This window comes from Roseateles sp. 22389, assembly GCF_052044995.1.
Lineage (GTDB): Bacteria > Pseudomonadota > Gammaproteobacteria > Burkholderiales > Burkholderiaceae_C > Roseateles.
Genome location: NZ_JBQEOF010000001.1, coordinates 536374 through 548766, shown reverse-complemented (window position 1 = coordinate 548766; position 12393 = coordinate 536374). Strand labels below are relative to the sequence as shown.

General features: G+C 67.3%; 14 protein-coding genes. 7 read left to right on the top strand and 7 right to left on the bottom strand.

The window, feature by feature from the left end; all coding sequences use genetic code 11:
* The first annotated feature begins 197 nt into the window (after positions 1 to 197).
* On the top strand, positions 198 to 1178 hold the full coding sequence (locus ACTJKJ_RS02420) for an IS110 family transposase (RefSeq protein WP_440819474.1): 981 nt from the start codon (positions 198 to 200) through the stop codon (positions 1176 to 1178).
* A 307-nt stretch (positions 1179 to 1485) separates the two neighbouring features.
* Here ACTJKJ_RS02420 and ACTJKJ_RS02415 read toward each other — a convergent pair whose 3' ends face one another.
* The gene (locus ACTJKJ_RS02415; RefSeq protein WP_440819473.1) at positions 1486 to 1860 is read right to left on the bottom strand and encodes a response regulator; all 375 of its coding nucleotides are present in this window, start codon (positions 1858 to 1860) and stop codon (positions 1486 to 1488) included.
* 292 nt (positions 1861 to 2152) lie between these two features.
* Between ACTJKJ_RS02415 and ACTJKJ_RS02410 the strand changes: the two genes are divergently transcribed.
* The 5 genes from ACTJKJ_RS02410 to ACTJKJ_RS02390 are packed head-to-tail and all read left to right on the top strand — an operon-like array spanning position 2153 to position 8466.
* Positions 2153 to 2851: a biliverdin-producing heme oxygenase gene (locus tag ACTJKJ_RS02410; RefSeq protein WP_440819472.1), complete on the top strand. Its 699-nt coding sequence runs from the start codon at positions 2153 to 2155 to the stop codon at positions 2849 to 2851.
* The gene (locus ACTJKJ_RS02405; protein ID WP_440819471.1) at positions 2848 to 5214 is read left to right on the top strand and encodes an ATP-binding protein; all 2367 of its coding nucleotides are present in this window, start codon (positions 2848 to 2850) and stop codon (positions 5212 to 5214) included. The genes ACTJKJ_RS02410 and ACTJKJ_RS02405 overlap by 4 nt, the downstream gene beginning before the upstream one ends.
* Before the next feature lie 11 nt (positions 5215 to 5225).
* Positions 5226 to 5684 carry a response regulator gene (locus ACTJKJ_RS02400; RefSeq protein ID WP_091723694.1) on the top strand — a complete coding sequence of 153 codons (459 nt, stop codon included), beginning with the start codon at positions 5226 to 5228 and terminating at the stop codon, positions 5682 to 5684.
* Positions 5685 to 5688: 4 nt separating this feature from the next.
* Positions 5689 to 7713, top strand: coding sequence for a response regulator (locus ACTJKJ_RS02395; protein WP_440819470.1), 2025 nt, complete (start codon positions 5689 to 5691; stop codon positions 7711 to 7713).
* Positions 7714 to 7737: 24 nt separating this feature from the next.
* The gene (locus ACTJKJ_RS02390; protein WP_440819469.1) at positions 7738 to 8466 is read left to right on the top strand and encodes an alpha/beta family hydrolase; all 729 of its coding nucleotides are present in this window, start codon (positions 7738 to 7740) and stop codon (positions 8464 to 8466) included.
* Between the two features lie 387 nt (positions 8467 to 8853).
* Here the strand turns inward: ACTJKJ_RS02390 and ACTJKJ_RS02385 are convergent, their stop codons facing one another.
* Positions 8854 to 9270, bottom strand: coding sequence for an ankyrin repeat domain-containing protein (locus tag ACTJKJ_RS02385; protein ID WP_343607182.1), 417 nt, complete (start codon positions 9268 to 9270; stop codon positions 8854 to 8856).
* A gap of 25 nt (positions 9271 to 9295) precedes the next feature.
* On the opposite strand from ACTJKJ_RS02385, the gene ACTJKJ_RS02380 reads away from it, so the two are divergent.
* Complete coding sequence (locus tag ACTJKJ_RS02380; protein ID WP_297385593.1) at positions 9296 to 9511, top strand: response regulator; 216 nt, start codon at positions 9296 to 9298, stop codon at positions 9509 to 9511.
* A gap of 199 nt (positions 9512 to 9710) precedes the next feature.
* Here the strand turns inward: ACTJKJ_RS02380 and ACTJKJ_RS02375 are convergent, their stop codons facing one another.
* The 5 genes from ACTJKJ_RS02375 to ACTJKJ_RS02355 all read right to left on the bottom strand — a co-directional run bounded on the left by ACTJKJ_RS02375 (position 9711) and on the right by ACTJKJ_RS02355 (position 12220).
* Positions 9711 to 10865 carry an ATP-binding protein gene (locus tag ACTJKJ_RS02375; protein WP_440819468.1) on the bottom strand — a complete coding sequence of 385 codons (1155 nt, stop codon included), beginning with the start codon at positions 10863 to 10865 and terminating at the stop codon, positions 9711 to 9713.
* Positions 10862 to 11236: a response regulator gene (locus ACTJKJ_RS02370; protein WP_440819467.1), complete on the bottom strand. Its 375-nt coding sequence runs from the start codon at positions 11234 to 11236 to the stop codon at positions 10862 to 10864. Before ACTJKJ_RS02370 ends, ACTJKJ_RS02375 begins: the two co-directional genes overlap by 4 nt.
* 114 nt (positions 11237 to 11350) lie before the next feature.
* Positions 11351 to 11599 carry a hypothetical protein gene (locus ACTJKJ_RS02365; RefSeq protein WP_183482776.1) on the bottom strand — a complete coding sequence of 83 codons (249 nt, stop codon included), beginning with the start codon at positions 11597 to 11599 and terminating at the stop codon, positions 11351 to 11353.
* Between the two features lie 89 nt (positions 11600 to 11688).
* The gene (locus tag ACTJKJ_RS02360) at positions 11689 to 11868 is read right to left on the bottom strand and encodes a hypothetical protein (protein WP_440819466.1); all 180 of its coding nucleotides are present in this window, start codon (positions 11866 to 11868) and stop codon (positions 11689 to 11691) included.
* A gap of 118 nt (positions 11869 to 11986) precedes the next feature.
* On the bottom strand, positions 11987 to 12220 hold the full coding sequence (locus tag ACTJKJ_RS02355; protein WP_183482778.1) for a hypothetical protein: 234 nt from the start codon (positions 12218 to 12220) through the stop codon (positions 11987 to 11989).
* Positions 12221 to 12393: the final 173 nt, after the last annotated feature.

Sequence of the window (12393 nt, the reverse complement as noted above, 5' to 3'; positions counted from 1 at the left end):
CCCTTGTATCTTTCGTTTTGAGAGTACACACAGGTTTGTTTTGGCAGTTGTCCACAGCCCGTCTGCCCTCTGGGATACCTAGCCCGTGGGAGAGCATTTGGCGTGGACGACTGGCCGTCTGTTGAGCAAGCCCGAACAGTTGCTGGACGGCCGACATGCACTGGCGTGCTCGGACCTCGAATTTGCAAGGATGGGAAATGGCAGGCGCACCTGAACTGATTTTTGTTGGTATCGATGTTTCCAAAGCCACGCTTGAGGTGGCCTTGAATGACAGGGACAAGACGCAGACCTTCAGCAACGATGAGCCCGGTTTGAAGTCGCTGTTGGCGATGCTCACTGAGATGCGCGAGCGCGTGGGAGTCGTTCTGCTGGAAGCCACCGGTGGGCTGGAGCAGCCGGCGGCGGCGATGCTGTGCGCGCATGGTTTGGCCGTCATGGTGATCAATCCGCGCCAGGCGCATGACTTCGCCAAAGCGATGGGCTACCTGGCCAAGACGGACCGCACGGACGCGAAGATGCTGTCGCAGTTTGCGCGCACGCTGCATGCCAGCGACCGGCGCGAGCGACTGCTCTACAAACTGCCCACGGACGCGCAGGAGACACTGCTAGCCATGGTGACGCGGCGCAGTCAGCTCGTGGCCATGCGGGTGGCTGAGCACAACCGATTGGCGAGCATGCACGCGTCGCAGCGCAAGAGCATTCGCACCATTCTGAAGATGCTGGACCACCAAATCGGAAAGATCGATGACGATGCGGGCGGCTTCCTGAAGGAGCACTTCAAGGACAAGCTGGAGTTGCTCAAAGGGCTCAAGGGAGTGGGGCCAGGCACACAAGCGATGCTGATGGCTGCGCTGCCCGAACTCGGCCAACTCAAGCGACGCGAGATCGCCAAACTCGTGGGTGTGGCGCCGTTGAACAACGACAGCGGCACATTCAAGGGTCGGCGCTCCACCTGGGGTGGACGGGCCAATGTCCGTTCGGCGCTGTACATGGCTTCGCTCAGCGCTGTGCGTTATGACCCTGTCCTCAGGAGCTTCTACGAACGACTGGTGCAAGCGGGCAAGCCTAAGAAGGTGGCGCTGACCGCCTGCATGCACAAGCTGCTCACCATCATCAACGCCGTCATCAAGTCCGGCACCGCTTGGCAGCCCTCTTATCCACAGCCCGCGCTAGCCTGATTAGCGCTTGACTTGGAACACAGTTGCTCTCCCCCTCTGGGGGCGAGGGGATGAATGTGGCCCTGTGCGTGCGAGAGAGCGGGGGGAGTTTCACCCTCTCCCGCTTGCGGGAGAGGGAGGGGTGAGGGTCTTCCTCGCCACTGCGCTCGGTGCTTGTTTGAAGCACTCCCTCCCTGCCACCTCTCTGCGCCAGCATGGGGGAGAGATTTTCCCGGCAGGCCGCGAAAACCCCTCCCCCATACCCCGACACATCACCGTCCTGCGGCGGCCCCGCACCGAGGCCTTCCCAGACAGCGTCGCGCCAGGTTCAGGCAGCCTGACGCACGCCCTGCTGCGCCTCGTCCAGCACCGCCTTGAGCTGCTGGATGGTGGCGGGCTTGACCAGGTAGGCGCTCGCGCCGCGCCGGATCGCCTCGGCGGCATCGCCCGGATCCGAGGTACCGGTCAGCATGACGATCGTCATCGGACCACCGCTGAGCGCCTCGCTGACGAAGTCCATGCCCTGCCCGTCCGGCAGCGCCCGGTCCAGGATCAACGCGTCCGGCCGCCGCGCGGCAATGCAGGCGCGCGCCTCGGCCAGGGTCGCGGCGGTGGCGGCGGTGTAGCCCTCCAGCTCCAGAAGGATGGCCAGCGTCTCGCTGGATTCAAGGTTGTCGTCGACGATGACGGCGTACGGTTGCATGGCAAACCCTGCGGCAAGAGGTCCATGGAGAAGTTCCCGTACATGCGCGCCAGCGGCGCTCGACGGGCAGGCATGGCCCTCTGGTGGCAATTCCCGTGCCCTCGCCGTCTTCGGCGCGACGAGGAACGAACGACGCTTCAGGCTGCCACCGGAATGGGGGGACGGCGATTCCACCCCGGGTCGGGACGGATCTTTGCCCTGCGCCTTTCTGACCATAATCCGCGCCTTGGCGACCGGGTCCGGCCCTCGCGCCGCCCCCGCCGTCCGCGCGCCCGACCGCCCGCCGAGTTCCATGACGACGATCGACGCTCCCATTTCCACCGAGTTGCTGCCCCGCCTGCGCCGCTGCACCGCCCCCCTGCACGACGAGATCGAGGCGCTGCTCCGGCTCGAGGCGCCGATGCCGCTCGCACGCTACGGCCGGATCCTGCGCGGCTTCCATGAATTCCTCCAGCTCTGGGAACAGCGCGTGCGCCACGCGCTGCCCGAGCCGCTGCGGCCGTGGTTCGACGCTCGCCGGCGCGCCCCGTTCGCCGCACTCGACCTGGCCGCGCTCGCGCTCCCCCACGACGACACGATGCGCGCCGCGGCCCGGGCCTCGCAGCACCAGGTGCGGCTGGACAGCCCGGCCGCCGCCTTCGGCTCGCTGTACGTGCTGGAGGGCTCGGCGCTGGGCGGCCAGGTGCTGACGCCGATGCTGCTCGCGCGGCACGGCCTGACCCCGGAGCGCGGCGCCGCCTATTTCCACGGCTTCGGCGAGCGCACCGGCGCGATGTGGCGCGAGTTCCGACAACTCGCCGATGCGCAGGCCGGCGCCGACGAGACGGATCGCGATGCCGCCTGCCACGCGGCCGTCCAGACCTTCCAGGCGCTGATCGAGACCTTCGCGTCGGTGGGCGCCGGGGCGCCGGACCTGCCGGTCGCAGCGACCGCTCCGTCGATGTCATTCGTTTCGACCGCCGCGGCCACGTCGGTCGCGACTCCGCAATGAACGGGGACGTCGCCACCATGAGCCAGGGGCCGTCGCCGACGTCGATGGACCGCCAGATCGCGCAGTGCGCCAGCGAGCCGATCCGCATCCCCGGCGCGATCCAGCCCCACGGCTGGCTGGCCGCGGTGGACTGGCGCGATGGCGCGCTGGTCGCCTACAGCGAGAACTGGCGCACGCTGCTGCCGGAGTCGGGCGACCTGCTGCCGGCACGCATCGAGGGCGTGCTCGATCCGGTGCGCGCGGCTCGCCATGCGTGGATCGATGGCGAGGGCCCGGTGTCCTGCGGCACGCTGGTGATCGGGGGGCGTCGCCTGCATGTGTCGGGCCACCGGCTCGGCGAGCGCGGTTATTTCGAGCTGGAGGCCGACGTCGAGGAGAGCGGCAACCGGGCGCCGATCTACAGCCTGGCCCGGCACCTGGTGCCGATGATGCAGCGCACCGCCGCGGTGGACGAGCTGTGCCGGGTGGTGGTCGCGGAGATGAAGCGCCTGACCGGCTTCGGCCGCTGCCTGGCCTATCGCTTCGATGCCGAGGGCCATGGCGAGGTGCTCGCCGAGGCGCTCGACGGCGGCTACGACGCCTATGCCGGCCATCGCTTCCCGGCCTCGGACATCCCGCCGCAGGCGCGCGAGCTGTACCGCCTCAACCACATCCGCCTGATCGCCGACGCCCATTACGAGCCGGTGCCGGTGCGCTTCGTCGACGGCCGCGACGGGACGGCGCTGGACATGTCCCAGGCCGCGCTGCGCAGCGTGTCGCCGGTCCACCTCGAATACATGCGCAACATGCGGACGCTGGCGTCGATGTCGGTGTCCATCATCGTGCGCGGACAGCTGTGGGGACTGGTGTCCTGCCACGACCACGCGCCGCGCCAGCTGTCCTGGCAGACGCGCATGGCCTGTGAGCACCTGGGGCAGCTGCTGTCGCTGCAGATCGAGGCGAAGGAAGAGAACGAGCAGGTCACCGAGCAGCTGCGCCTGCGCCAGCTGACGCTGGCGATCGTCGCGCACCTGGCGGACAGCGACGCGACGCTGCAGCGCCTGGTGGAGGAGCCGGGGCCGCTGCTGCGACTGGGCCGGGCCTGCGGCGCGGCGGTGATCCTGAACGACAGCTGCTGGTCGGTGGGCGAGACGCCGGACCGCGAGACGCTGCTGACGCTGGGCCAGTGGCTGGCCAATCGCGCCGACCCGGTGTGGCACAGCGACCGCCTGGCGCTGGACGCGCCGCCGTCGCTGGCCGCGGCGCTGGCCGGCACCGCGGGCGTGCTGGCGATCTCGATCTCCCGGCTGCATCGCCATCACATCGTCTGGTTCCGTCCCGAGATCGTGCAGACCGTGGTCTGGGCCGGCAATCCGCACAAGACACCCACGACGGAGCGCGACACGCGGCTGCATCCGCGCCGCAGCTTCTCGAGCTGGAAGGAGCAGGTCGGCGGCCGCTCCCTGCCCTGGACCTCGGGCGAGGTCCATGCGGTGCAGGAGCTGCGGCAGGCGCTGATCGGCGTGGTGCTGCGGCGCGCCGAGGAGATGGCCGAGGTGGCCATGGAGCTCGGCCGCGTGAACAAGGAGCTGGAAGCCTTCTCCTACACCGTGTCGCACGACCTGCGCGCGCCGATGCGCCACATCGCGGGCTTCGTCGACCTGGTGCTGGAGATGGAGGGCCAGGGGCTGTCGGCCCGCTCGCAGCGCTACCTCGCGCACGTGAAGGAGGCCTCCGCCCATGCCGGGCAGCTGGTGGACGCGCTGCTGGACTTCTCGCGGATGGGACGCTCGGCGATCAAGCATGCGTCCATCCACACCGGTCCCCTGATCGACGACCTGGTGGCCGAGCAGAACGCGATGAACAAGGACCGCCGCATCGACTGGGTGATCCAGCGGCCGCTGCCGCGGCTGTGGGGCGACCCGGTGCTGCTGCAGGTGGCCGTGCGCAACCTGGTGGCCAACGCGGTGAAGTACACGCGGCCGCGCGAGGTCGCGCGCATCGAGATCAGCGCCGTCGAGGACGAGACCGGCGTGGGCCTGAGCATCGCCGACAACGGCGTGGGCTTCCAGATGAAGTACGTGGGCAAGCTGTTCGGCGTGTTCCAGCGGCTGCACCAGAGCGAGAGCTTCGAGGGCACCGGCATCGGCCTGGCCAGCGTGCGGCGCATCGTCGAGCGCCATGGCGGCCAGGTCGACGCCTGGGGCGAGCCCGAGCGCGGCGCCCGCTTCAGCTTCACCCTGCCCACGCGTGCGATGCAGGAGGCCCAGGCGCCCGAGGGCGACACGGCGGCCGAGACCAACACCGACACCACCCACCGATCACTGTCCCCCGGCGGCGCAGGGGCGCCTCGCGCCGCCGATTCCCTCTCTCCTGATTCGTGAAGCCGAACGCCATGCTCAAGCCCATCCTGCTTGTCGAAGACGACGCCCGCGACCTCGAGCTGACGCTGGTCGCGCTCGAACGCAGCCAGCTCGCCAACGAGGTGATCATCGTGCGCGACGGCGCCGAGGCGCTGGACTACCTCAACCGCGAAGGCGCCCACGCCGACCGCGCCGAGGGCAATCCGGCGGTCATCCTGCTCGACCTGAAGCTGCCCAAGGTCAACGGGCTGGAGGTGCTCAAGGCGGTGCGCGCCACCGAGGCGCTCAAGAGCATCCCGGTGGTGATGCTGACCTCGTCGCAGACGGAGTCGGACGTGGTGCAGAGCTATGCGCTGGGGGTGAATGCCTACGTGGTCAAGCCGGTGGATTTCAAGCAGTTCGTCGCCGCGATCGCCGACCTGGGCGTGTTCTGGGCGGTGCTGAACGAGCCGCCACCGGGCTCGCTGCGCGCCGCGCGGCGCTATGAATGACGCGATGGCCGATTCCGCGCCCCTTCCCCCGTCCGGTGCGCCGACGAGCGCCGCATCCGCCATCGCAGCTGGCGCGCCGCCGCTGGAGATCCTGCTGCTGGAGGATTCCACCTTCGACGCGGAGCTGCTGCTGGCCTCGCTGGAGACGACGCATCCACGGGCACGCGTGACCTGGGTGAAGGACGAGCCGGGACTGCTGGGCGCACTGGAGACGCAGCGCTTCGACCTGATCCTGTCGGACTACCAGCTGCCGGGCTTCACCGGCGCGGAGGCACTGGCGCTGGCGCAGCGGCTGGTGCCGGGCACGCCCTTCATCTTCGTGTCGGGCGTGATCGGCGAAGAGAACACGGTGGAGCTGCTCAAGCGCGGCGCCACCGACTACGTGATGAAGGGCCGCCTGGCGCGGCTGCCGGTGGCCATCGACCGCGCGCTGCGCGAGGTGCGCCAGCGCGACGCGCAGCGGCAGGTCGAGGCGCAGCTGCGCGAGGCCGACGCGCTGTACGCGCGGGTAGTGGATTCGCTGCAGGACCATGCGGTCATCCTGCTCGATGCCGAGGGCCGGATCCGCGATTGGAACCGTGCCGCCGGCACGATCTTCGGCCATGCGCTGGAGGCGGTGCGGGGCATGTCGGCGGAGATCCTGCTGACGCCGGAGGACCGCGCCGCCGACGTGCTCGAGAACGAGCTGGCGCTCGCGCTGACGCAGGGCGCGGCCCGGGATGACCGCTGGCTGATGCGCCAGGACGGCACGCGGCTGCGGGCCGAGGGCGTGGTGACGCCGCTGTTCAGCGCGTCGGGCGCGCTGACCGGGTTCTCGAAGATCATCCGCGACTCCACGCCGGCCTACGAGGCGCAGCAGGCGCTGCGCCAGGGCAAGGAGGAGGCGGAGCGGGCCAACGAGCTGAAGGACCAGTTCCTGGCGGTGCTGTCGCACGAGCTGCGCTCGCCGCTGAGCGCGATCACCGGCTGGGCGGACATCCTGTCGAATTTCTCGGACGCGCATCCGATGCTGGGCAAGGCCGCGGCGGTGATCCGGCGCAATGCGCAGCTGCAGGGCCGGATGATCAACGACCTGCTCGACATGAGCGCGGTGGCCGCCGGCAAGCTGGTGCTGCAGACGGCGCCGCTGGACCTGTCGGCGCTGGCCTCGGAGTCGGTGCTGGGCGCGCTGCACGAGGCGCAGGGCAAGGGCGTCGCGCTGAACTGCGCCGCGCCCGAGCCGGTGTGGATCGCCGGCGACGCACAGCGGCTGGCGCAGGTGCTGACCAACCTGATCGGCAATGCGATCAAGTTCACCGACGGCGGCGGACGCGTGGACGTGCAGGTCGAGGTCGCGGACGGCGAGGCGCTGCTGCGCGTGCAGGACACCGGGCGCGGCATCTCGCCGGAGTTCCTGCCCTACGTCTTCGACCGGCTGCGGCAGGAGGACGGCTCGTCGACGCGCAAGGTCGGCGGCCTGGGCCTGGGCCTGGCGATCGCGCGTGCCATCGCGCAGTTGCACAAGGGCCGCATCAGCGCCGCCAGTCCCGGCCCGGGCGGCGGCGCCTGCTTCGAGCTGCGCCTGCCGATGCTGGCCGACCAGGCCCTGCCGCCGCCGCCGAGCGCGGCGCCGGTGGAGCTGTCGGAGGAGACGCTGTCGGGCGTGCGGGTGCTGCTGGTCGACGACGAGGAGGACGCGCGCGAAGTGGGCCAGGTGGCGCTGAGCCGGCTGGGCGCGAAGGTCAGCGTCGCGGGCAGCGCGGCGGAGGTGCTGTCGCGCCTGACGGACGGCGAGCGCTTCGACCTGCTGGTGTCCGACATCGGCATGCCGGAGATGGATGGCCGCTCGCTGATCCGGGCGGTGAGGCAGCTGCCGGGCGGCAGCGCGGAGGAGTTGCCGGCGCTGGCGCTGACGGCCTTCGCGATGGTGGCGGACCGGCAGGAGGGGCTGGCGGCGGGGTTCCAGGGGTATGTCGCCAAGCCGATCGAACTCGGCGCGCTGACACGGACGATCCAGGAGGTGTTGGGGCGAAGGATTGGGGCGGATTGAGGGGTGCGAGGAGAATCACTCGCCATGCAAGCGCCCTCCCCTTCGTCCGCACCTCGCTCGATCCTGGTCGACATGCCGCGCGGAACCGGCCCGCACCCCGCCGTGGTGCTGGCGCCGGGCGTCAGTTATCACCTGCGCATGCCCTTGATGGAGCGCCTCGGCCAGGTCCTGCCCGAGCAGGGCATCGCCGTGTTCCGCTTCAACTGGCGCTACATGGATTCCGAGCCCCAGGGGCAGCCGTCCGACGATCTGTCCGTCGAGCAAGCCGAACTCGCCGCGGTCATCGCGCTCGCCCGAGCCGACGTCCGCGTGCGGCCGGATCGACTCGTGGTGGCCGGCAAGTCGATGGGGTCGGTCGTTGCCACGCGCATCTTCGCGGCGGATCCGGCGCTGGCAGGCGCGGTCGTGCTGACGCCGTTGATCTCGCGGCCCAGCGCGGGAGACGCGGAGCCAATCAACACCGCCGACCTGCACCATGGCTCGCTCTCGTCGGAGCAACGTCCCTCGCTGCTCGTCAGCGGCGATCGCGATCCCCATTGCGACACGCGGCAGCTCCATCGCTTCGCCGCCGCGGCCACGCCGACGATGCGCGTGGCTGTCGTCGGTGGCGATCATGGGTTCGCGACGCCTGGCCTTGAAGGCGACGCAGCAATCGCAGCGGAATCGGTCTCACGACCTGGTCGCGCGGCTTGTCGTCGACTTCGTCTGCAGCGGCTTCGGATAACGCGCGCTGGTGCACCGATTGGAGCGTGATCAGCGGGGTGCGGCCTGCACAATGCGCTGATGAGCCGTGTGCCGCTTTATCTGAATCCATCCCCGTCTACGGTCGACGGGACAGAGTACGACGTGGTGTCCACGGAATGGACTGGACATCCAGAGATCTTGGGTCGCCTGGCACTAGACGATCACGGCACAAGATGCAGGTTCACTCCAGCTCAGTTGTGGCTCTCGGCAGAAATCTTCCCGCATGGCATTTGGGAGGGGGCGCCTGACGACGTTCGTCGTGAATTGGAGATCGAACGCCAGCGGGGCACCTCTGGTTCGATCTATACCCACCGCCTGCTTCAAGCAATACAACGCGCCCTCGACGTTCGTCGAGAACGAGCGGATGCCAGGGGACAAGACGGACGCTGAACGAAGTCAGTGCGGGCGATATTGTTGGATGAGAGACGCGATCTTCTTGCCGTCCTCGTCCTTACGACGTTCTGCGCGTGAGCGGGCCGTATTTGCCATCCAGCCGGTGATATCCGGATCGGCGCCATTTCTGAGAAGCAGTTCCACCATCTCTGGATAGTCGCGAGTCACGGCTAAGGCGAGCGGTGTTTCTCCGATGGTTGCTTCGTCGTTGGCGTTGACGCCAGCCCCCTGTTGGATAAGCCATTCCGCGGCTTTGTAGTGCTCGCCCTTGACGGCATAGTGGAGCGGGGCGTGTCCCAAGTCATCGAAGATGTCTAGCCGATAGCCAGCGGCGACGAGATTTCGCATCTCCTCGAGGTCGCCGTCGGCTGCGGCGCGATGCAAGCGTTCGTTCTCGAACCAGTTCTCGTCGATGGGCATGGCGCGAGCCTAACTCGTAGTCATCATGCCTCTCTGGCCGTATTCGCCCATCGGTGGGGTTACGGGCGGAGGCAGCGCGGAAGAGTTGCCCGCGCTGGCGCTGACGGCCTTCGCGATGGTCGCCGACCGGCAAGAAGGGCTGGCGGCGGGGTTCCAGGGGTATGTCGCCAAGCCGATCGAGCTCGGTGCGCTGACGCGGACGATCCAGGAGGTGTTGGGGCGAAGGACAGGGGCGGATTGAGGGGGGGCGAGGAGAATCACTCGCCATGCAAGCGCCCTCCCCTTCGCCCGCACCTCGCTCGATCCTGGTCGACATGCCGCGCGGAAGCGGTCCGCACCCCGCCGTGGTGCTGGCGCCGGGCGTCGGTTATCACCTGCGCATGCCCTTGATGGAGGCCGTCAAAGTTGGCGCTTCGCCGCGATGGGCGGACTTGCTCCTTCTAATTTGGTGTTCGCGGCGCCTGTCTCAGGATCGGTAGTCTCGCAATGAACTCGCTGCCACGGCCGCGGCCTTCGCTTCTGACCTCAATGGTTCCTCCGTGCAGGGAGACGATCTCCTTCACGAGGGCGAGGCCGATTCCCAGGCCATGCCCCCGCCCGGAGTCCGCGCCGTCAGTCTGCGTGAACATGTCAAAGATGCGAGGCTGAAGCTCCGGCCCAATACCGCAGCCTGTGTCCAGCACTTTGATCAGGAAGTGAGTTCCGTCGACGTTGACCAGCACCGACGCACGACCACCACGAGGAGTGAACTTGATCGCGTTGTTCAACAAGTTGGTGACAACCTGATGGATACGGCCACTGTCGACCTGTACTCGCACCATCACCGGCGGAAGAACGCTGAGAAGCTCGACGCTGGCGGCGACCGCAGACGGGCGACATGCTTCGATCGCCTCCTCCACCAACGGCTGCAACAGCACGTCTTCGTAGCGCAGATTCAACCGGCCTTCGCTCACTCGCGTCATGTCGACCAGATCCTCGACCAGTCTCTCGACGAACGCGACCTGCCGACGGATCACCTTCGCTGCCTGTTCGATCTGCTTGGGATCGACCGACAACGCAAGCAGTCTTGTGGCAAGGCCGATCGGCTGCAGCGGATTGCGCAACTCGTGCGCAATCGTCCCGATGAAGACCGTTTGATCGTGATGCTGTCGCTCCAGGCGCTGCACTTCGTTCTCGAGCCATTGAGTTCGAAGGCGTAGGTGGGTGGCATCACGAAACAGCTTGGCGAAGCCAAGATGACGGCCGTGCTGACGCCTGGAGAAGGTCATGCCACTGGCCCAGAAGGCCGATCCATCCTTGCGCGCGTGCCATCGCTCATCCTCAACGGCTCCCAGCATTGCTGCGGCATTGAGTTCGTGGCGATGCAGCTCCGCCCTCACGTCGTCGTCAACAAACAACATCGAGAAGCCGCGGTCCAGCACCTCCTCAGCCGAATAGCCGGTGATGCAGTAGCTCCCCTCGCTCCATCCGGTGATTCGCCCCAAGGGATCCAGCAGAACGATCCCATATTGGGAGATGTGCTTGGCAAAGCCATCCACGAGTTCACCGACCTCTTCAGCGTTCCATGCGCCATGCGCGGTCCGAAGCAGTGTCATATGTTCCAGTCCTCATGAGGGAGCAGCTCCTCCAAGGCCTCGATCGACACAGGCTTCAGCAGCGTGTGGTCGAAGAGGTCGGCGGCGGCGCGCAAGCTCTGAGCCGAACCCGAGATCCCGATCAGCAACGCGTTGATGCTCGAGTCCCTTTTGATCGCCTGAGCGAGTCCGATACCTCCGATGCCTGGCATCTCGATGTCCGAGATCACTGCGTCTGGCGGGTCGTCCCGGATCAAGCAGAGCGCTTGCTCCCCCGATAGCGCCGTCCGCACGCTGAATCCGAGCCCCGCGAGCAGCAAGCCAAGCGACGTCGACATGTCAGGTACGTCGTCGACCACCAGGACGGACCGTGGAGGCGGTGGGATGGTCATCCGACTTCCTTGTTGAACGAGATACGCGGCCCCCGGGCATGCCGCGACCCCGGCCATGCTCAGACTCCGAGCCGCCTTGGGAAAGGCACGGAAAAGCACGTACTCCGAGCGCTTTCAAGCGGCCGCGATTGCCGCATCGATTGCCATCGAGACCGCCCGTATCACGGCCTCGCGCTCGGATTCGTCGTCTGCGCGGTAGGTGGAACCTTCCAGTTCGAAAACCCGCTCGGAGCGATTGATCGTTGCATTCCAAACCAGCAGTGCTCCGCTCGCGCTGAAGTCAACGCACGCCTTCGCCAGCCCTGTGGCGGAGGCGCTCACCCGACACTCGTGCCGGAAATCCACGGACTTGAAGAGTCGCATTGGTTGCTCCCTGTTTGTGACGTCGGCGTGCGGGATCAGCGGAACCTTGCGTTCAGCGCCTGACCGATCGACGACACGACGGTCTGGGATTAGGTCTCTCCTTGAGCTCTTTGAACGCATCCCGTCATCTCGAAGAACTGAGGCGCGATGTAGAAGGTGGCGCTCCAACTCAGGAACTTCCCGCTCGCACCAAAGTCGGCACATACCCTGATGACGCGGCCGCTGACAGCCACCGTGTGCTTGAAGTCGACAGTCGTGAGTTGGTTCATCAGCGCCTTCCTCACGGCATTCCCGGCGGCACGGCGGGGGGTGGGGCAATGCTTCGATCGGGCGGGCGATGGGGCAACAGGCCATGACTTGACCGCGGCCGCCGATGATCGAATCCGATCATGGCAGCCAATCCTCGGAGTGCCGCAGTGGGTCCAGCACGTCACGGATCCGCTCGATCGTTCCGTGCTTCGGATCGTTGGGCAGGTCGATGAAGAGCGCGCGCCTCGGTGGGGCGTGACGCCGCCTGAAGATCAGTGTTCCCAGCTCGGAATGGGACGGGCAGACGTAGATGACATCGAAGGACGAAATCTGCAGCCCGCCAATGTGGGCAAGTCCGGCTTTGACGAACATGTCGCGCTTTCGAAAGAGCTCCCTGGCGGAGCGACCTGGTCGTCGTTGATGGCGGCCACGCAAGCTGGCCGACGCGACGCCGCGCGCATGTCAGTGCTGAGCATTCAAGCATGGATGGCGAGCCGGCGGGAAATATGTTTCTGATCCCGGCCTAGGCTTGGATCGTCACTTGC